Here is an 18,302-nt window from a genome sequence, read left to right on the forward strand (position 1 = left end):
GGAGGCGGTATACAAGCTCCTTTACCTGGAGTCAGAGAGGCAAGAGGGGAGGTGGGCAGAACGGAAACTAAAGGGGTTCTCGGAGGTGAAGGAGGTGCTGGAGAAGATGCTTCAGGAGCGGTATGCCCCCCGTACACAGACTCTTACACATAACTCTTGACACGACCAGCGACCCAGGAACTTCATGTTTGTACTTACCCCTATTTCACTCTAACCCAACACAAGGTAGTTTGGGAACCCCTTTCTCCCTCAGAAGGGCAGGGGGCCGTACACGGCATCATCCGCTACCCGAGCGGCCTCCTCAGGAGGAAGGTGACGACTCCCCGCTCTAAAGAGCAGGGCTACAAGATACGGGCTACGCCCGTGACCGCGGTTCTCATGGGACGGCGTGGGCCGTCCCTGTCCCCGCAGGCTCCGTGCGAGCCTTTGCCAGGATGTTCCGTGCCGCCGCTATGTCCCGGTGTAGGTGGGTACCGCACCGGGGACAGGTGTACTCCCGCACCCACAACGGCCTCTTTTCCCGATGACCGCACACCGGGCAATCCTGGCTTGTATGTTTGGGGTCTACCCCGATGACCCGCCTACCAGCCACAAGCTTAGCCCTGCCGGGCTGACCCTCCGCTTTGTAGGCGAGGATTTGGAGAAACTGTGCCCAACCGGCATCCAGTACCCCTTTGGCGATGTGAGAACGAGCCAGGCCAAGTATGTTCAGGTCTTCGTGGACGATGGTGCCATATTCCTTCACCAACCCCCTGGCAAGTTTGTGGTGGAAGTCCTTGCGCTGGTTGGCAATCTTGCGGTGCAGCCTGGCCAACCGGGTTTGGATCTGCCTGTACCGATAGCTGCCCATCTTCTTGCGGGAAAGCTCCCTTTGAGCGTTGGCTAGTTTCTCCTGTGACTTCTGGAAGTACCGTGGGGCCTCCACTGTTTTGCCATCCGAGGTGATGAGGAAGTGGGGGTTGGTGCCCAGGTCTATGCCTACGGCCCTTTCGTTTGGGGGAAGAGGCTTGGGCTCCACCTCACAGGTGAAAACGATGTACCGGTGGTCCCCCTCCCGCTTTACGGTAGCGGTCTTTACCTTGCCTTCCAGGGGGCGGTGTAGCTTTATCTTCACCGAGCCGATGCCGTAGATGAGAACTCGTTTTCCATCCTTTTGAAGTTTGACCCCGGTAGCCCCGGCCTGGGGGAAGGTGAAGGAGTCGTAGCGTCCTTTTCCCTTGAAGCGAGGGTATCCGGCTTTCCCTTTCTCCTTCAGTCTGCGGAAGAAGCCCTGGAAGGCTTTATCCACCCGCTCGGTCACGGGCAGAGCCCGTATCTTGATGACGTTCTGCAAGACCTGGGAATGAATGCCTCTGTACTCCGGCAGCTCGGCCCGTATCTCGGGTAGATACCTCTTCTGTTCGTAGAAGCCTACGGTCTTTCCTGCCTTCTTGTAGGCACCCCTGCGTTCTTGCAGGGCGGCGTTGTACAGTTGGCGGCAAAGGTCCAGGGTTTTCTCCAGGTCCCGGGTTTGGGGCTTGGTGGGGTAAAGGCGGTATTTGAAGGCTTTAAGCATGGTCGTCCTGATAGTGGCGTGTGGTGCGTTCTTCGGGCACGTGCGTATGCTAGCACATTCGCCGCCCACTATGGTATGTGCCCCTTCGGAGCACGTGGGGGAGTCCATGTATCTCCGGTTTAAAAACCAGGGGAAACAAGGTAGCCCTTTGGGCTGACATAGCTCCCCCACACCTCCTCTTTTTTGTAAAATGCCCCCATGCCGCGTCTGGTGGCCTTGGTCAAGGGAAGGGTACAGGGGGTAGGATACCGGGCCTTCGCCCAGAAGAAGGCCCTGGAGCTTGGGCTTTCCGGCTACGCGGAAAACCTCCCCGACGGCCGGGTGGAGGTGGTGGCCGAAGGCCCCAGGGAGGACCTCGAGGCCTTCCTCCACCACCTCAGGCAAGGCCCCCGCCTGGCCCGGGTGGAGGACGTGGAGGTCCAGTGGGCCGAGGAGACGGGGCTAAAGGGCTTCTACGTGTACTGAGCCCAGGCCTGGGGCCTCACCCCCGAGGCCAAGAGGGCCTCGGCCAGGGCTTCCCGGAGTTCCTTAAGCCCGGTGCCCTTCACCGCGGAGACCGGCACCCCCCCTAAGCGCTCCCGCAGGTAGGCGAGGTCGTAGGGGGCGGCCCGGTCCGCCTTGGCCAGGGCCAGGACCCTGGGGGCTTCCACGTGGAGGTCCTGGAGGAGGGCCTCCACCACCCGGTAGCGCTCCAAGGCCCCCTCCTCCGAGGCGTCCAGGACGTGGACCAAAAGGTCCGCCTCCCGCACCTCCTCGAGGGTGGCCCGGAAGGCGGTGAGGAGCTCCTCGGGCATCTTGCGGATGAAGCCCACGGTGTCGGTGAAGAGCACCTCCCCCACCCCCGGGAGGAAGCCCCTTCGGGTGAGGGGGCGGAGGGTGGCGAAGAGCTTGTCCTCCCCCGGCTCCCCGCCCCGGGCCAGGGCCTGGAGGAGGGTGGTCTTGCCGGCGTTGGTGTAGCCCACCACGGCGAGGAGGGGCACCCCCCGGCGCTTCCTTTGCCTGCGGGCCTCCTCCCGCCTCCGGGCGTACTCCTCCAGCCTGCGGGAGAGGTGGGCGATGCGCTCCAGAAGGCGCCTCCGGTCCACCTCCAGCTTGGTCTCCCCGGGGCCCCGGGTGCCGATGCCACCCCCCAGGCGGCTCATCTCCTTCCCCTTCCCCACGAGCCGGGGGAGGAGGTAGCGGAGCTGGGCCAGCTCCACCTGGGCCTGGGCCTCGGGGGTCTTGGCGTGGAGGGCGAAGATGTCCAGGATGAGCTGGGTGCGGTCCAGCACCTTAAGCCCCGTGACCCTCTCTATCTCGCGGGCCTGGGCCGGGGAGAGCTCCAGGCCGAAGATGAGGGTGGCGGCGTTCTCGTGGTAGGCGAGGCTTTTCAGCTCCTCCAGCTTCCCCAGGCCCACCAGGTACCGGGGGTCCAGGGCGGAGCGGTAGACCAAAACCCGCCCCACCGGCACCCCCCCGGCGGTGCGGGTGAGCTCGGCGAGCTCCGCTAGGCCCGCCTCGGCCTCGGGGCCTTCCCCGGTGTCCACCCCCACCAGGATGGCCCTTTCCCCGCTCCCGTCCTGGAGCTCCCGCACCCGGGCCTGGCGGGAAAGCTCCTCTTCCAGGGCCTCCACCTCCGCCCTTAGGTCCAGGTCCAGGTACTGGAAGTAGGGCTTGGGGGGCAGGAGGCGCCAGTCCTCCTCCAGGGCCTTGGGGGGCGAGAGGAAGGCCAGGTGCAAGGTGGTGGGCTCGCCCCCCTCCACGTCCAGGGCCGCCAGGCTGTCCAGGCGGTGGAGGAAGAGGACGGAAAGGTCGGGCCGGGAAAGCCCCCCGGGGGCGAGGTGGGTGTGGAGGAGGCGGAAGCCGGAAAGCCGCCTCTCCGCCTTGGCCCCCTCGGGGATGGGGAGGTCCTTGGCGTCCCCCACCCCCACCCGCACCACCCGCCCCCCCCGGTCCAGGAGGAGGGCGACGGGGCGGTGGATCTCCTGGGAAAGGCCGGCCAGGGTGTGGGCGAGCTCCGGGGTCAGCACCCGCTCCGGCGGCAGCCGCCTGCGGTAAAGGTTGGAAAGCCTCCTAAGGTCGCTCTTCCTGAGCCCCTCCGTCTTGCCGAAGATCTTCTCCAATGCCCCTTCAGTATATCAAAAAGCCCCGGGGTAGAGTGGAGGGCGTGTGGGTCCTCGCCCTCCTCGCCCTCTTCCCCCTGGCCTTGGCCCAGGAGGGCTACGCCTGGATCGTGGTCCTGGGGGCGGCCCAGTACGGCGGCCGCCCTTCCCCCGCCCTGGAGAGGCGCCTCGAGGCGGCCCTGGCCCTCTACCGGAAGGGCCTCGCCCCCAGGATCGCCGTGGCCGGGGGAAAGGCCCCAGGGGACCGGTTCAGCGAGGGGGAGGTGGGGTGCCGCTACCTTCTGGCCCACGGGGTGGCCCGGGAACGCCTCCTCTGCGAGACGGAAAGCCAGTCCACCTACGAAAACCTCCTCTTCCTGAAGCCCCACCTCCGGGGAAGGCTCCTTTTGGTCACCGACGCCCCCCACCTCCCCCGGGCCCTCTTCCTGGCCCGGGCCCTGGGGCTCAAAGCAGAAGGCCACGGGGTGCCGGGGGCGTACCCCATGGGCTACTGGCTTCGGGAGGCCCTTTACCGCCTCTGGCTTTACCTGGGCCTAAGGCCCCTTCCCAAGGGGCAAGGCCTCCTTCCGGCCCAGGCCCTTCCCCCTATTCCTTGGCCAGGCGTTCCAGGGAGTCCAGATACCCCTGGAGGAGGGCCTGGAACTGGGAGAGGAAGAGGGCCTTTTCCTGCTTGGCCCGCTCAATCTCCCCCCGAAGGCGCCTGAGCTCCTCGGCGGCCTCCCGCAGGACCTGCTCCTTGGCCGCCAGGGCCTCCTTGCGGATGAGCTCCGCCTCCCGCTCCGCCTGGGCCTTGAGCTCGCGGGCGATCCTCTCCGCGGCCACCACCGCCCGCTTCAGCTCCCCTTCGGCTTCCTTCAGGCGGGCCACCTCTTCCTCGAGGCCTCCTAGACGGGCCTTCAGGGCCTCGTTCTCCTGGATGAGGCCCTCCATGACCTCGGCCACCCGGGCGAGGTAGGCCCGCACCGCCTCCTTCTGGTAGCCGCGAAGGGCGGTGGGGAACTCCTGGTAGCGAACGTCCAAAGGGGTGAGGTCCATTGGCCCTCAGTCTACAAAAAGGGCCTGGCCCACCCGCACCAGGGTGGCCCCCTCCTCCACCGCCCAGACGTAGTCGCCGGACATGCCCATGGAGCGCTCGGGAAGGCCATAGCGGTCGGCGAGCTCCGAAAGCCTCCGGAAGATGGGGCGGACCACCCCCTCGGGGCCCACGGGGGGCACGGTCATGAGCCCCAAGACCTCCAGGGGCTCCAGCTCCCGGAGCCGGGCGAGGAGCTCGGGAAGGTCTTCCTCCAAGACCCCGTGCTTCTGGGGCTCCCGGCCCAGGTTCACCTCCACCAGGACCTTAAGCCGCACCCCCGCCTTCACCGCCGCCTTGGCCAGGGCCTCGGCCAAGGGGAAGGAGTCCAGGGAGTGAATCAGGGCGAAGCGGGGGGCGAACTTGGCCTTGTTGCGCTGCAGGTGGCCGACGAGGTGCCACTCCGCCTGGAGGAGGTCCATCTTCTTCAGGGCCTCCTGGACCCGGCTCTCCCCCAGGGGAAAGGTCCCGTAAGCCAGGACCTTCTCCCGGATCTCCTCCACCGAGCGCCCCTTGGTCACCGCCACCAGGCGGACCTCCTCGGGGCTTCGGCCCGCCCTCTGGCAGGCCCGGGCGATGTTCTCCAAAACCTCGGGAAGCCCCATTAAAGCGCCGCCAGAATCCCCCGCACGAAGCGGCGGAAAACGGGCCCGGTCTCCGCCGCCACCTTTAGGACCTCCTCCTCCGTGGCGTGGTGCTCCCGCTCGGGCACGGCCATGTCCGTGATGGTGGAAAGCCCCAGGACCCGGGCCCCCAGGTGGCGGAGGGCGATGACCTCGGGCACGGTGGACATGCCGATGGCGTCCGCCCCGAGGTCCCGGAGCATCTTAAGCTCGGCCCGGCTAGCGAAGCTTGGCCCCATGAACCAGGCGTAGACCCCCTCAAAGAGGTGGAGGTCCTGCCTGCGCGCCACCTTGCGGGCGAGCTCTATGAGCCCGGGGTCGTAGGCCTCAAACATCACGGGGAAGCGGGGGCCCAGGCGCTCGTCGTTCGGGCCCCTGAGGGGGTTCGCCCCGGCGAAGTTGAGGTAGTCCAGGTGGAGCATAATCCCCCCCGCCCGGAAGCGGGGGTTGAGCCCCCCGGCGGCGGAGGTGAGGAGGAAGGTCCTCGCCCCCAGGAAAAACCCCACCCGCACGGGGAAGGCCACCTCCTCCGCGGAGTAGCCCTCGTAGTAGTGGACCCGCCCCTGGTAGAAGAGGACCCGCTTCCCCTCCAGGTGGCCGAGCACGAGCCTGCCCGCGTGGCCGGGGGCGGTGGAGACGGGGAAGTGGGGGATCTCCCCGTAAGGGATCTCCGCCACCTTCTCCACCTCCTCGGCCAGAGGGCCAAGCCCTGAGCCCAGCACCACGGCCACCTCGGGGGAAAACTCCGTCTTGGCGCGGATGGCCGCCACGGCCTCCTGGATCTTCTCGTAGACGCCCATACCCCCGCATTCTACTCTCACCCCCCCTTCACGCCCATCCGGTAAGCTCTTCGCCATGAAGCGCTTTCTGGCCTTAGTCCTCCTGGGGCTTCTGGCCCTGGCGGCGCCCCTCCGGGAGGTGGTGGTGGAGGGGGGCGACCCCGTGCTCCAGGCCCTGGCCCGGGCCGCCCTCCCCTTCGGGGAAGGGGACGAGCCGGGCGACCTCGAGGCCGCCCGCAAGGCCATCCTGGCCACGGGCTACTTCCGGGAGGTCCGGGTCAGCCTGGAAGGGGACACCCTCAAGGTGGTCCTCTTCCCCTACCCGGCCCTCGCCGAGGTGAAGGTGGAAGCCAAGGCCTTCCCCCAGGAAACCCTCCTGCGCTTCCTGGAGGAGAACTTCGCCATCGGCAAGGGGGCCACCTACAACCCCCTGAAGGCCCAGGAGGCCGCCCAGGCCCTGGCCCAGGCCTTCCGGCAAAACGGCTTCCCCTTCGCCCCCAAGGTGGAGGTGGAGGCCAAGGAGGTGGAGGGAGGCATGGCCCTCACCTTCCGGGTGGCGGAAAGCCCCGAGGTGAAGGAGGTGCGCCTTGCGGGGGTAAGCCTCCTTCCCCAAGAGGAGCTCCTCAAGCTCCTGGAGCCCCTCAAGGGGCCCTTTGACTTCGCCAAGTACCAGGAGGCCTTAAGGGCCATCGCCAGGCGCTACGAGGAGGCGGGCTACCGCTTTAGCGGCCCCGACGCCCAGGGGAGCGCCCTGGAGGCGGGCGTCCTCACGGTGCGGGTGCGGGAGCTCAAGGTGGCCCGGGTGGAGGGGGAGGGCCTAGACCTAGGGGACTTCCCCCTGAAGCCCGGGGACTACCTCAACTACGCCAAGCTTCTGGAAGGGGTACAGAACCTCTCCCGGAGGCTTTCCCGCGTGGTGAACTTCACCCTCCTCCCCGAAGGGGAAAGCGTGGTGGTGCGCCTGGAAACAGGCCCGGAAGGGGGGAGGATTGAGCGGGTGGAGCTCCAAGGGAACACGGCCTTCCCCACGGAGACCCTCCTCGCCCTCCTCCGGCTTAAGCCGGGAGAGGTCTACACCCCGGCCCTCGCCCAAGAAGACGCCCGCCGCCTGGCCCAGTACTACGGGGAGAGGGGCCTCGAGGTGGCCGACGTGCGCTTTGGCTTCCAAGAGGGGGTCTACCGCCTGGAGGTGGTGGAGCTCAAGATCGCGGGCTACCGCCTGGAGTGGCAGGGGGACCACCGCACCCAAGAGGAGGTGATCCTCCGGGAGCTTCCCAAGGCGGGTTCCCTCTTCAGCGTCCCCGAGCTGCGAAGGGCCATCGCCCGCCTCATGGCCACGGGGCTTCTCGCCGAGCCCCCGGGGGTGCGCCTGGCCCCCGGGGAGAAGGAGGACCAGGTGGTGGTGGTCCTCTCCCTGAAGGAGGCCAGGACCGGCCTCTTCCAGCCCGCCCTGGGCTGGAGCTCCCTGGAGGGGTGGTCGGGGAGCCTCTCCTTCAAGGAGACCAACCTCTTCGGCCTGGCCCACCAGGTGAGCCTGGACCTCGCCTTCGTGCAGAACGACGCCCGGGACAACCTCTCCCTCTCCTTGGGCTACGCCATCCCCTGGCTTTACCTGGACTACCTGGACCTCAAGGAGGTGCGCACGAGCCTTTCCCTAAGCGCCTTCTCCACCCCCATCGGCAACAACAAGCTCCTCCAGGGGACCACGGACACCGGCTGGGAGTACACGGAGAGGCGCACCGGGGCGGCCTTCAGCCTCTCCCGCCCCTTTTCCAAGGACCTGGAGAACCTAAGGCTCACCCTCGGCCTCTCCGCCCGCCGCTCCACCTACGCCCTGGAGGTCTACGACCCGAACGCCCCCTGCGACCCGAGCGTAAGCGACACCGCCAACCCCAGGTACTGCGACGGCACCGGCTACAAGGACCCCTCCCTGGCCCAAAGCCTCCTCCCCACCCCCGGCTGGACGGTCCGCCTGGACACCACCCTGGGCTACCTGGACGTGGACGACCCCCGCTTCCGCACCCAAGGCTACGAGGCGAGCCTGGCCACGGGCCTCGGCCTCTCCCTGCCGGACACGGGGGGCCGGAGCTTCTTCGTGCCCCTGGTGGCCACGGGCAAGACCTACCTGCCCCTGGACGGGGAGAAGCGCCAGGCCCTGGCCTTCCGCCTTTCCGCGGGCACCCTCCTCGGCTTCCCCCCCGAGAGCGAGCGCTTTTACCTCTCCGGGGGCGGGGCCGAGGCCTTCCTCCTAAGGGGCTACGAGGACCGCAAGTACGGGGGGCTCTCCTTCGCCACGGGGAGCGTGGAGTACCGCTACAACTTCAACCTCTCCCCCCAGGGGGGGACCAACCTCTACGGCATCGTCTTCGCCGACCTGGGCCTCGCCGACAACACCGGGGGGGTGAAGTGGGGCGCGGGGATCGGGTTCCAGCTGGACCTGGACGTCTTCGGGGCCCTCCTCCCCTCCCTGAGGCTGGACTACGCCTTCAGCCCGGAAAGCCCCACGGGAAGGCTCCACTTCCGCATCGGCCCCATGTTCTAAAGCCCCCCCGCGCTGGCCCAAGCCAGCGCGGGGGGTTCCCGGGGAAAGCCGGGCGAGGAAAACAACACGGGCCCGCGTTTTGGCCGCGCGGGCCCGGTTAGGGTTGCCCGAAGCCCTTTAGCCCTCCTGCCGGAAGACCCCCGCCTGCCGGAGGAGCCTCCGGGCGGTGTCGGTGGGCTGGGCCCCCACGGAAAGCCAGTAGCGGGCCCGCTCCACGTCCACCTTGAGCCAGTCGGGGGTGGTCTTGCGGGGATCGTAGTAGCCGATCCTCTCTATGTAAGCCCCGTCCCGCTTCTTGCGGCTGTCGGTGACCACGATGCGGTAGTGGGGGTTATGCCTGGAGCCGAACCGAGAGAGTCTGATCTTGACCATGCCGTTCCTACCTCCTGAACATTCCCATGAGTCCCCGGCCCTTTCGCTTCTCCAGGGACTTCATCAGGGCCTTAGTCTCCTCAAAGGCTTTGATGAAGCGGTTGAGCTCCTGCACGGTGGTGCCGCTTCCCTTGGCGATGCGCTTGCGCCTCGAGGCGTTGAGGATGCGGGGGTTTTGCCGCTCCTCGGGGGTCATGGAGAGGACCATGGCCTCCAGGCGCTTCAGGGCCCGGTCGTCCACCCCCCCCGGGGGCAGGGCCTTGTCCACCCCGGGGAGCATCCTCAAGACCTCGGAGAAGGAGCCCAGGCGCTTGAGGTTTTGCATCTGCTTGAGGAAGTCCTCCAGGGTGAGCTCCTTGGCCGCCTTGGGCACCTCGGCCTCGAGGCCCGCCTCCCGCACCCGCTCGGCCAAGGTGGCCACGTCCCCCATGCCCAGGATGCGGCTCGCCAGGCGGTCGGGGTAGAAGGGCTCGAGGCCCTCGGGGCGCTCCGAGACCCCGGCGAAGTAGATGGGCTTCCCCGTGACGTGCCGGGCGGAGAGGGCCGCCCCGCCCCGGGCATCCCCGTCCAGCTTGGTGAGGACGAGGCCCGAGACCCCCACCTTCTCGTCAAAGGCCCGGGCCACGGAAAGGGCCTCCTGGCCGGTCATGGCGTCCAGGACCAGCAAGACCTCGTCCGGCTTCAGGACCGCCTTAAGCCGGGCGAGCTCCTCCATGAGGGGCTCGTCAATCTGCAGGCGGCCTGCGGTGTCCACCAGGATGAGGTCCCGCGCCCCAAGCCGGGCCTCCTCCTCCACCCGGCGGCGGATGGACTCGGGGGTCTCCCCGTCCCGCACCTCCAGCACGGGCACCCCGACCTTCTCCCCCAGGAGGCGAAGCTGCTCCCGGGCGGCGGGGCGCTGGGTGTCCGCCGCCACCAAAAGGGGACGGCGCCCCTTGCCCTTGTAGTAGAGGGCGAGCTTGGCGGCGGTGGTGGTCTTGCCGGAGCCCTGGAGGCCCACCAGGAACCAGAGGTTCTTGTCCTTGAGGAGGGGCTGGCGGACCTCGCCTCCGAGGGACTCCTTAAGGGCCTCGTAGACGGTGGCCAGGATCACCTGGGCGGGGGTCAGGCTCTCCAGGACCTTCTGGCCCAGGGCCCTTTCCCGCACCTTCTCCACGAACTCCCGGGCCACCTCCAGGTTCACGTCGGCGTCCATGAGGGCGCGGCGGATCTCCCGCAAGGTGGCCTTGAGGTCCTCCTCGCCGATCCGCCCCCGGCCCCTTAGCCGGTCTATGGCCTCCTGCAGTCGCGCGGAAAGCTGCCCGAACATGCCCCTCCAGGCCCTAAGGCCGGGCCTCAGGATAGGCCACCCCCCTTGAGCGTGTCAACCGCAATTTTTCTCACATTTTTAGCGGGCACGGTTGACGGGAAAGGCCCTGCCCCCTAGGCTGGGAAAGGTATGCAAGGGGCTTTGCCCTCGAGTCCCAGGCCCTGAAGGCCGCCTCCGGGCGGCCTTCGGCGAGAAAGGAGGCCGCCCGTGGAAACCGCCCTTTCCCCCCTGTTCCAGGCCCTGGAAGAAGGCGACACCCTGACCCTGAAGCGCCTCCTGGAGGAGGTCCACCCCCAGGACCTCCTCGCCCTTTGGGACGAGCTCAAGGGGGAGCACCGCTACGTCCTCCTCACCCTCCTCCCCAAGGACAAGGCCGCGGAGGTCTTCGCCAACCTCCCCCCCGAGGCCCAGGCGGAGTACCTCAAGACCCTCCCCCCCTGGCGGGTGCAGGAGCTTTTGGAGGAGCTTTCCCTGGACGACCTCGCCGACGCCCTCCAGGCGGTGGAGGAGGAGGACCCCGGGCTTGCCCGAAGGCTCAAGGAGGCCCTGGACCCCGAGACCCGGGCCGAGGTGGAGGAGCTCACCCGCTACGAGGAGGACGAGGCGGGCGGGCTCATGACCCCGGAGTACGTGGCCGTGCGGGAGGGGATGACCGTGGAGGAGGTCCTCCGCTTCCTGCGCCGGGCCGCCCCCGACGCCGAAACCATCTACTACCTCTACGTGGTGGACGAGGAGGGGCGCCTCAAGGGGGTGCTCTCCTTGCGGGACCTCATCGTGGCCGACCCCAGGACGCGGGTGGCGGAGATCCTGAACCCCAAGGTGGTCTTCGTGCGCACGGACACGGACCAGGAGGAGGTGGCCCGCCTCATGGCCGACTACGACTTCACCGTGCTTCCCGTGGTGGACGAGGAGGGCCGCCTGGTGGGGATCGTCACCGTGGACGACGTCCTGGACGTCCTGGAGGAGGAGGCCACGGAGGACATCCACAAGCTGGCCGCCGTGGACGTGCCCGACCTGGTCTACAGCCAGGCGAGCCCCGTGCAGCTTTGGCTCGCCCGGGTGCGTTGGCTGGTGATCCTCATCCTCACGGGGATGGTGACGAGCTCCATCCTCCAGGGGTTTGAGGGCGTCCTCGAGGCCGTCACCGCCTTGGCCTTCTACGTCCCGGTCCTCCTCGGCACCGGGGGGAACACCGGCAACCAGTCGGCCACCCTCATCATCCGCGCCCTCGCCACCCGGGACCTGGACCTCAGGGACTGGCGGCGGGTCTTCCTCAAGGAGGTGGCGGTGGGCCTCCTCCTGGGCCTCACCCTGAGCCTCCTCCTCGCGGGCAAGGTCTACTGGGACGGCCACCCCCTCCTCCTCCCCGTGGTGGGCCTGGCCCTGGTCCTCATCGTCTTCTTCGCCAACCTGGTGGGGGCCATGCTCCCCTTCCTCCTTAGGCGCCTCGGCGTGGACCCGGCCTTGGTGTCCAACCCCCTGGTGGCCACCCTCTCGGACATCACGGGCCTTCTCATCTACCTCTCCGTGGCCCGCTTGCTGTTGAAGATGGTATGAGGCTTCGGATGCGCGTGGAGTGGAGCCGGGGAAGCCCCCACCGCTACGCCTGGGAGGGGGGAAGGCTTCGCTTCGTGGGCCAAGACCGGCCCGCCCCCGTGAACTACGGCCTCCTCCCGGGCCTCCTGAACCCCGCCGACGGGGAGGAGGTGGACGCGGTCTACCTGGGGCCGCCCCTGCCCCCGGGGGAGGAGGCGGAGGGCCTTTTGCTGGGCATGGTGGCCCTGGCCGACGGGGACCACAAGCTCCTCCTGGCCCAAAGCCCCGAGGGCCTGGACCCCCAGGAGGCCGCCCGCCTCCTCGCCTGGTTCTCCCCGGAACGCAGGCCCACCCTCTTAGGGCCTGAGGAGGCCGGGGCCTGGGTGAAGGGCCTAGAGGAAAAGCAGGACCGGCGCCTCGGGGCCCTCCTGGGCCTCGCCGTGGGGGACGCCCTGGGGGCCCAGGTGGAGGGCCTATCCAAGGGCACCTTTTCGGAGGTTCGGGAGATGCGGGGCGGGGGGCCCCACCGCCTTCCCCCCGGGTTCTGGACGGACGACACGAGCCAGGCCCTCTGCCTCGCGGAAAGCCTCTTGCAGCAGGGGTTTGACCCCAAGGACCAGATGGACCGCTACCTGCGCTGGTACCGGGAGGGGTACCGGAGCGCCACCGGGACCTGCTTCGGCCTCGGCCACGCCACCAGGAGGGCCCTGGAGCGCTACGCCGCCACGGGCGAGCCCTACCAGGGGGACGAGGCGGGGGCGGGAAACGGGCCCTTGATGCGCCTCGCTCCCCTCGTTCTCGCCTACGAGAACCACCCTGATCTCCTTTCCCTGGCCCGCCTCTCCGCCCGGACCACCCACGGGGCAAGGGAGGCCCTCGAGGCCACCGAGGTCCTCGCCTGGCTCCTCCGGGAGGCCCTCAAGGGGGCGCCCAAAGAGGCCCTCCTCGCCCTTAAGCCCTTCCGGGAGGCCGACCTCCACCCCACCCTGAAGCGGGTGGTGGAAGGGGGGTTTTGGGAGGCGCCGGAGGAAGGCCCGGGCCACGCCCCCGGGACCCTGGCCGCGGCCCTTTGGGCCTTCGCCCGGGGGCGGGACTTTGAGGAAGGCATGGTCCTGGCCGTGAACCTAGGGGGGGACGCGGACACCGTGGGGGCGGTCTACGGCGAGCTCGCCGGGGCCCACTACGGCAAGGAGGCCATCCCCGAGCGCTGGCTTAGGGCCCTCCACCTAAGGGAGGAGATGGAGGCCCTGGCCCTCGCCCTCTACAGGATGAGCATGGCGTCCCCCAGGGAGTAGAAGCGGTAGCCCTCCTCCACCGCCAGGCGGTAGGCCTTAAGGGTCCGCTCCCTCCCCAAGAAGGCCGCCACCAGCATGAGGAGGGTGGAGCGGGGCAAGTGGAAGTTGGTGAAGAGGGCGTCCACCACCTTGAAGGCGTAGGGGGGGCGGATGAAGAGCCTCGTCTCCCCCTCGCCCGCCACCACCCCCTCCCCTTCCCGGTAGGCGCTCTCCAGGGCCCGGACCACCGTGGTGCCCACGGCCACGACCCGCCTCCCCTCGGCCTTGGCCCGGTTCACGGCCTCCGCCACCTCCTCGGGGATGGCGTAGGGCTCGGCGTGCATGGCGTGCCGCTCGGGGTCCCCCTTCACCGGGCGGAAGGTGCCCGGGCCCACGTGGAGGGTGAGGAAGCGAAGCTCCACCCCCATCCCCCGGAGCCTCTCCAAAAGCTCCGGGGTGAAGTGGAGCCCGGCGGTGGGGGCGGCCACGGACCCCGGGCGTTTGGCGTAGACCGTCTGGTAGCGCTCCATGGGGATCTTGGCCTTGATGTAGGGGGGAAGGGGCACCTCCCCCACCTCCTCCAGGTGGGCTATGAGGTCGCCTTGGAAGCGGAGGAGGCGCACCCCGTCCTCCTCCACCCCCACCACCTCCGCCTCGAGGCCCGGGACCGGGGCGAGGTCCTTGGGGGAGAGGAGGAGAAGCCTCGTGCCAGGCGGCGCCTTCCTCGCGGGGCCCAAAAGGGCCTCCCAAAGCCCCGGGGAGCGCTCCCGCACCAGGAGGACCTCCACCTTTCCCCCCGTGGGCTTCCTGGCGAGAAGCCTCGCCGGGATCACCTTGCTCTCGTTGAAGACCAAAACGTCCCCCCGGCGCAGGAACTCGGGCAGGTCCCGCACCCGCTTGTGCGCCACCCGGAAGGGGCCTTCCCGGTAGACCACCATGAGCCGGGCCATGTCCCGGGGCTCCACCCCTTCCTGGGCGATCCGCTCGGGGGGGAGGTGGTAGTCGTAGGCCTCCAGACCTTCCACGGCTAGCGCTCAGGCGACCGAGGCTCCATGAAGGGGTTAGGGATCTCGGGCAGGTGGGTGAAGCGGTCCACCGCGTCAATGAGCCTCTGGGCCGTGGTCTCCCGGAAGGCGATGACCTCCACCCGAATGCCCCGCTCCATCAGGACCTCGAGGATCTCCACGAAGTCCCCGTCCCCGCTCCCCAGGACCACCACGTCCAGGTAGGGCATGAGGCGCACCATGTCCGCGGCGATGCCCATGTCCCAGTTCCCCTCGTAGATGGGCTTCCCCCCCTCCCCCAGCTCCTTCACCGTGAGGTACATGCGCCGCACCTTGTAGCCGATGGTGGAGAGCTTGTAGATGAAGGGCCAGGCGGAGGTGTCCCCCTCCTTCTCCACCACGTAGGCGGTGGCCCGCACCAGGCGCCTTCCCCCCACGGCGTAGCGCAGGAGGCTCTCAAAGTTCACGTTGCGCTCGTAGTAGTCCCGGGCGGAGTGGTAGAGGTTCTGGGTGTCCACGAAGACGCCCACCCGCTGCTCGGGGTGCTGGCCGAGGGTCTCCATCGGCTCCCATCATAAGGGGGCCAGGAGGTGGAAAGCCCCTAGCCCGCGTTCCTGAGGCCCGCCGCCACCCCCAGGAGGGAGAGGAGGAGGGCGCGCCTTAGGGCCTCGTCCTCCCTGCCCCCGGGGGCGCGGTAACGGCGGAGAAGCTCCACCTGGACGAAGTTGATGGGGTCCACGTAGGGGTTCCTCAGGGCGATCTGCCGCTCCAGGGTCTTCTGGTTGTGGAGGAGGGGGGCCTGGAAGATGGCCTCGAGGAGGGCCCTCGTGGCCTCGTACTCCCGGGCGATCTGGTGGAAGAGGGGGTGAAGGGGCGCTTCCACCAGGCGCAGGTAGAGGCGGGCCACCCCCAGATCCGCCTTGGCCAGGGCCATGGCCGCGCTCTCCAGGGTGGTGGCGAAGAAGGGCCAGCCCCGGTACATCTCCCGAAGGAGGTCCAAAGGAAGCGCCTCCAGGGCGGAAAGCCCGTACCAGCCGGGAAGGAGGAGGCGGACCTGGGTCCAGGCCATGACCCAGGGGATGGCCCTGAGGTCCCTTATGTCCCGCACCCGGCCGTGGCGGTAGACGGGACGGCTGGCGATGGGAAGCTCGCCGAGCTCCCTTATGGGGGTGAGGGCCTCAAAGAAGGGGAAGAAGCCCTCCTCCTGGAGGAGGGCCCGGTAGCGGGCCATGCTCTTCTCCCCCGCCTCCCAGAGGGCCTCCCGCCAGTGGGGCTTGGGCTCCACCCCGTCCCCCAAGGCGGCCTGGGCGAAGTGGAAGAGGAGCTGCTCCAGGTGGCGCACGGCAAGCTCGGGGTGGCCGTAGCGGTCCGCCAGGGCCTCCCCCTGCTCCGTGAGCCGCAGGCGGCGGCCCACGCTCCTCGGGGGGAGGCTCGCGATGGCCCGGCCCGCGGGGCCCCCGCCCCTTGCCGTGGAGGTCCCCCGGCCGTGGAAGAAGTAGACGGGAAGCCCCTCCTCCTCCCCCACCCGGCTCAAGGCCTCCTGGGCCTCGTAGAGGGCCAGGTTGGCCATGAGGAAGCCCGCGTCCTTGTTGGAGTCGGAGTAGCCGATCATCACCTCCACCCCGCCCCGCCCCTCGGCGTGGGCCCGGAAGACGGGGTTCCTGAGGAGGCGGCGGAGCACCCCGGGGGCCCGCCTCAGGTCCTCCAGGGTCTCAAAGAGGGGGACCACGTCAAAGGGGAGGGGGCGGCCCGGGCGGTAAAGCCCCACCTCCCGGGCGAGGAGGAAGACACTGAGGAGGTCCACGGGGTGGTGGGTCATGGAGACCACGTGGGCCCCCTTGTCCCGCCAGGCCTTTAGGGCCCCCAGGGCCACCCGTAGGGCCTCCCCTTGGGGGGCCTCCCCCACGGGGAGGAGGGGGCGGGCGGTCTTAAGCTCCTCCGTGAGGAGGCTTTCCCCCTCCTCCGGGGAGAGGGCGAGGAGGTCGGGGTGGACCCCGCCCACCCGGAGGAGCTCGGCGGCGGCCTCCAGGAGCTTCCCCGACTCCTCCCTCAGGTCCAGGGGGGCAAGCTCCAGGCCGAAGGCGGAGAGGCGGGCCCCCAAGGGGTCCAAGAAGGCCTCGGCCACGGGGCCAAGCCCCACCTCCCTAAGCCCCCGCTCCGCCGCCTTCAAGGCGGCGAGAAGCCCCTCCGTGGTGGCCTCTCCCCTCTCCAGGGCCCGGTACAAGGCGGCGAAGTAGCGGCGGTAGGGCTCGCCTCCGAAGCGCTCCACCCCCTTTCCCCCCTCCCGCACCTCCCGGGGGGCGGGCACCTTGGCCTCGGAGAGGGAGAGGTCCCGCACCAGAGCCTCCAAGGCCTCCAAGAACTTCTCCCGGGCCACCTCCCGGGCGTAGCGGGCGGCGAAGGCGGTGACCTCGGGGGTGACGAAGGGGTTCCCGTCCCGGTCGCCGCCGATCCAGCTCCTAAAGCGCACGGGGCTTTTCAGGCGGGGCCTTCGCCCGTACACCCTCTCCAGGGCGGCCTCGAGGCCCGCCACCACCCGGGGCACGGCCTCCCAGAGGGTGGTGGGCAGGTAGTAAAGCCCCCCCTTGATCTCGTCCTCCACGCCAGGCCTGGCCTTGCGCACCTCCTCCGTGGCGTAGAGGAGGGCCACCCGGGCGGCGAGCCTTTCCCTCTCCCCCGCCTCCAGCTCCCTCTGCAGGGCCTCGAGGTGGTGGCGCAGGGTGCGGCGGCGGGTCTCCGTGGGGTGGGCGGTGAAGGTGAGGAGGAGCTCCAGCCGGTTCAGGTGGGCCTCGGCCTCCTCCAGGGATAGCCCCCGTTCCTTAAGGGCCTTGGCCAGGGCCAGGAAGCCCTCGGGCCTGGGGTTTTCCGGGGTCTCGGCCTGGGCCCGCAAGCGGTTCACCCGCACCCGGTGCCGCTCCTCCGCCAGGTTCACCAGGTGGAAGTAGTGGGTGAAGGCCCGCACCAAGGCCTCGGCCTCCTCCAGGGATAGCCCCTCCACCCGGGCCAAAAGGGCCTCCCCCGCCCCTTCCTCCCCCTGGCGGCGGGCCTTGGCGAGGGCCCGCACCTCCTCCACCAGGGCGAAGAAGCGCTCCCCCGAGAGGGTCCGGATGGCCTCCCCCAGAAGGCGGCCCAGGAGGTCCACCTCGGCCTTTAAGAGGTCAAAGGGCTCCATCACGGCTCTTCCCAGACGTAGGGGCTGATGGAAAGGGGCCTTCCCCCCTCAAGGACGAGCTCCGTGGCGTGGAAGCGGGCCTTGCCTTGGGCGGCGCGGAAGGGCTGGGGGCGGCCCGTGAGGAAGCGGGCGAGGAAGGTCTCCACCTCCCCCCCGATGATGGAGTGGTAGGTCCCGGTCATGCCCACGTCCGTCTGGTAGAGGGTGCCCTTGGGCAGGCGGGTGGCGTCCAGGGTGGGGACGTGGGTGTGGGTGCCGAGGACCGCGCTGGCCCTGCCGTCCAGGTAGTGGCCCAGGGCCATCTTCTCGCTGGTGGCCTCGGCGTGCACCTCCACCACCACGTAGTCCGCCTTCTCCTCCTCCAGGAGGCGGTCTAAGGCGCGGAAGGGGTCGTCCAGGGGGTCCATGAAGACCCGGCCCATCACCTGGGTGAAGAGGAGGCTTTCCCCGCCCACCTCCAGCCGCCAAAACCCCTTGCCCGGGGTCCCCGGCGGGTAGTTGAGGGGGCGCACCACCGGCTCCTTCTCCAGGAGCTCGTAGACCTCCTTGTGGTCCCAGGCGTGGTTGCCCAAGGAGACGAGGTCCACCCCCGCTTCCCGCAGGAGGCGGTAGCTTCGCCGGTCCAGGCCCTTGCCTCTTGCGGCGTTTTCCCCGTTCGCGATCACCAGGTCGTAGCGGTGGCGGATGTCCGGGAGGTGGAGGCCCACCGCCCGGAGGCCGGGCTCGGCCATCACGTCCCCGATGAAAAGAAGGCGCATGGGGGCATTATACGCACCCCCAGGGGCCCCCCGAGGTTCACCCTACCTTGATGTAGGCGTACCCCTTGGCCTGGAGCTCCCCCAAGGCGCCCACCCCAGAGGGCACCCACTTGAGGAAGTCGTCGGGGCGGAGGGTCGTGTCAAGAGTTATGTGTAAGAGTCTGTGTACGGGGGGCATACCGCTCCTGAAGCATCTTCTCCAGC

General features: G+C 68.9%; 16 protein-coding genes and 1 pseudogene. 6 read left to right on the plus strand and 11 right to left on the minus strand.

Annotated features, from left to right (window positions below):
* Positions 1–160: pseudogene (locus BLP62_RS13615) on the plus strand (IS256 family transposase); the annotation flags it as partial.
* Positions 161–376: 216 nt separating this feature from the next.
* On the opposite strand, the gene BLP62_RS11575 reads toward BLP62_RS13615, so the two are convergent.
* Entirely contained in the window at positions 377–1,555 is a 1,179-nt protein-coding gene (locus BLP62_RS11575) for an RNA-guided endonuclease InsQ/TnpB family protein (protein WP_093008496.1), read from the minus strand.
* A 198-nt stretch (positions 1,556–1,753) separates the two neighbouring features.
* Here BLP62_RS11575 and BLP62_RS11580 point away from each other — a divergent pair, with 198 nt between their 5' ends.
* Complete coding sequence (locus BLP62_RS11580) at positions 1,754–2,020, plus strand: acylphosphatase (protein ID WP_093008497.1); 267 nt, start codon at positions 1,754–1,756, stop codon at positions 2,018–2,020.
* Here the strand turns inward: BLP62_RS11580 and hflX are convergent.
* Positions 2,008–3,657, minus strand: coding sequence for a GTPase HflX (gene hflX / locus BLP62_RS11585; RefSeq protein WP_093008498.1), 1,650 nt, complete (start codon positions 3,655–3,657; stop codon positions 2,008–2,010). The two genes, BLP62_RS11580 and hflX, sit on opposite strands and share 13 nt — an antisense overlap.
* A gap of 44 nt (positions 3,658–3,701) precedes the next feature.
* Here hflX and BLP62_RS11590 point away from each other — a divergent pair, with 44 nt between their 5' ends.
* Positions 3,702–4,361, plus strand: coding sequence for a YdcF family protein (locus BLP62_RS11590; protein ID WP_241374270.1), 660 nt, complete (start codon positions 3,702–3,704; stop codon positions 4,359–4,361).
* On the opposite strand, the gene BLP62_RS11595 is transcribed toward BLP62_RS11590, so the two are convergent.
* From BLP62_RS11595 to BLP62_RS11605, 3 genes are read right to left on the minus strand one after another with little or no spacing between them, the layout of a single operon-like run.
* Positions 4,243–4,692, minus strand: a complete 450-nt coding sequence (locus tag BLP62_RS11595) for a DivIVA domain-containing protein (protein WP_093008499.1) — start codon at positions 4,690–4,692, stop codon at positions 4,243–4,245. The two genes, BLP62_RS11590 and BLP62_RS11595, sit on opposite strands and share 119 nt — an antisense overlap.
* Positions 4,693–4,698: 6 nt before the next feature.
* Entirely contained in the window at positions 4,699–5,334 is a 636-nt protein-coding gene (locus BLP62_RS11600; RefSeq protein ID WP_093008500.1) for a YggS family pyridoxal phosphate-dependent enzyme, read from the minus strand.
* Positions 5,334–6,152, minus strand: coding sequence for a purine-nucleoside phosphorylase (locus tag BLP62_RS11605; protein WP_093008501.1), 819 nt, complete (start codon positions 6,150–6,152; stop codon positions 5,334–5,336). Before BLP62_RS11605 ends, BLP62_RS11600 begins: the two co-directional genes overlap by 1 nt.
* Positions 6,153–6,207: 55 nt before the next feature.
* Here BLP62_RS11605 and BLP62_RS11610 point away from each other — a divergent pair, with 55 nt between their 5' ends.
* Positions 6,208–8,673 (plus strand): BamA/OMP85 family outer membrane protein, encoded by a 2,466-nt coding sequence (locus BLP62_RS11610; protein ID WP_093008502.1) that lies wholly within the window; start codon positions 6,208–6,210, stop codon positions 8,671–8,673.
* A gap of 117 nt (positions 8,674–8,790) precedes the next feature.
* On the opposite strand, the gene rpsP is transcribed toward BLP62_RS11610, so the two are convergent.
* Both rpsP and ffh read right to left on the minus strand, forming a co-directional pair.
* Positions 8,791–9,045: a 30S ribosomal protein S16 gene (rpsP, locus tag BLP62_RS11615; protein WP_093008503.1), complete on the minus strand. Its 255-nt coding sequence runs from the start codon at positions 9,043–9,045 to the stop codon at positions 8,791–8,793.
* 7 nt (positions 9,046–9,052) lie between these two features.
* On the minus strand, positions 9,053–10,354 hold the full coding sequence (gene ffh, locus BLP62_RS11620; RefSeq protein WP_093008504.1) for a signal recognition particle protein: 1,302 nt from the start codon (positions 10,352–10,354) through the stop codon (positions 9,053–9,055).
* 207 nt (positions 10,355–10,561) lie between these two features.
* Here ffh and mgtE point away from each other — a divergent pair, with 207 nt between their 5' ends.
* Both mgtE and BLP62_RS11630 read left to right on the plus strand, forming a co-directional pair.
* A complete protein-coding gene (mgtE, locus tag BLP62_RS11625) occupies positions 10,562–11,911 on the plus strand; it encodes a magnesium transporter (RefSeq protein ID WP_093008505.1) in 1,350 nt (449 codons plus the stop codon).
* An 8-nt stretch (positions 11,912–11,919) separates the two neighbouring features.
* A complete protein-coding gene (locus BLP62_RS11630) occupies positions 11,920–13,185 on the plus strand; it encodes an ADP-ribosylglycohydrolase family protein (RefSeq protein WP_241374271.1) in 1,266 nt (421 codons plus the stop codon).
* Here the strand turns inward: BLP62_RS11630 and queA are convergent.
* The 4 genes from queA to BLP62_RS11650 are packed head-to-tail and all read right to left on the minus strand — an operon-like array spanning position 13,152 to position 18,098.
* A complete protein-coding gene (gene queA, locus BLP62_RS11635; protein ID WP_093008506.1) occupies positions 13,152–14,189 on the minus strand; it encodes a tRNA preQ1(34) S-adenosylmethionine ribosyltransferase-isomerase QueA in 1,038 nt (345 codons plus the stop codon). The two genes, BLP62_RS11630 and queA, sit on opposite strands and share 34 nt — an antisense overlap.
* A gap of 2 nt (positions 14,190–14,191) precedes the next feature.
* Positions 14,192–14,731, minus strand: a complete 540-nt coding sequence (locus BLP62_RS11640; protein ID WP_093008507.1) for a LabA-like NYN domain-containing protein — start codon at positions 14,729–14,731, stop codon at positions 14,192–14,194.
* Positions 14,732–14,769: 38 nt separating this feature from the next.
* Entirely contained in the window at positions 14,770–17,340 is a 2,571-nt protein-coding gene (locus tag BLP62_RS11645) for a phosphoenolpyruvate carboxylase (RefSeq protein ID WP_093008508.1), read from the minus strand.
* Positions 17,340–18,098: a TIGR00282 family metallophosphoesterase gene (locus tag BLP62_RS11650; protein ID WP_093008509.1), complete on the minus strand. Its 759-nt coding sequence runs from the start codon at positions 18,096–18,098 to the stop codon at positions 17,340–17,342. The genes BLP62_RS11645 and BLP62_RS11650 overlap by 1 nt, the downstream gene beginning before the upstream one ends.
* Between the last annotated feature and the right edge of the window lie 204 nt (positions 18,099–18,302).

The organism is Thermus arciformis (assembly GCF_900102145.1).
GTDB lineage: Bacteria > Deinococcota > Deinococci > Deinococcales > Thermaceae > Thermus > Thermus arciformis.

Excerpts from the sequence above, each read along its gene's own strand:
- BLP62_RS11575 (WP_093008496.1), bottom strand. The coding sequence starts at position 1,555 with ATGCTTAAAGCCTTCAAATACCGCCTTTACCCCACCAAGCCCCAAACC.
- BLP62_RS11580 (WP_093008497.1), top strand. The coding sequence starts at position 1,754 with ATGCCGCGTCTGGTGGCCTTGGTCAAGGGAAGGGTACAGGGGGTAGGA.
- BLP62_RS11595 (WP_093008499.1), bottom strand. The coding sequence starts at position 4,692 with ATGGACCTCACCCCTTTGGACGTTCGCTACCAGGAGTTCCCCACCGCC.
- BLP62_RS11600 (WP_093008500.1), bottom strand. The coding sequence starts at position 5,334 with ATGGGGCTTCCCGAGGTTTTGGAGAACATCGCCCGGGCCTGCCAGAGG.
- BLP62_RS11605 (WP_093008501.1), bottom strand. The coding sequence starts at position 6,152 with ATGGGCGTCTACGAGAAGATCCAGGAGGCCGTGGCGGCCATCCGCGCC.
- BLP62_RS11610 (WP_093008502.1), top strand. The coding sequence starts at position 6,208 with ATGAAGCGCTTTCTGGCCTTAGTCCTCCTGGGGCTTCTGGCCCTGGCG.
- rpsP (WP_093008503.1), bottom strand. The coding sequence starts at position 9,045 with ATGGTCAAGATCAGACTCTCTCGGTTCGGCTCCAGGCATAACCCCCAC.
- ffh (WP_093008504.1), bottom strand. The coding sequence starts at position 10,354 with ATGTTCGGGCAGCTTTCCGCGCGACTGCAGGAGGCCATAGACCGGCTA.
- BLP62_RS11630 (WP_241374271.1), top strand. The coding sequence starts at position 11,920 with ATGCGCGTGGAGTGGAGCCGGGGAAGCCCCCACCGCTACGCCTGGGAG.
- BLP62_RS11640 (WP_093008507.1), bottom strand. The coding sequence starts at position 14,731 with ATGGAGACCCTCGGCCAGCACCCCGAGCAGCGGGTGGGCGTCTTCGTG.
- BLP62_RS11645 (WP_093008508.1), bottom strand. The coding sequence starts at position 17,340 with ATGGAGCCCTTTGACCTCTTAAAGGCCGAGGTGGACCTCCTGGGCCGC.
- BLP62_RS11650 (WP_093008509.1), bottom strand. The coding sequence starts at position 18,098 with ATGCGCCTTCTTTTCATCGGGGACGTGATGGCCGAGCCCGGCCTCCGG.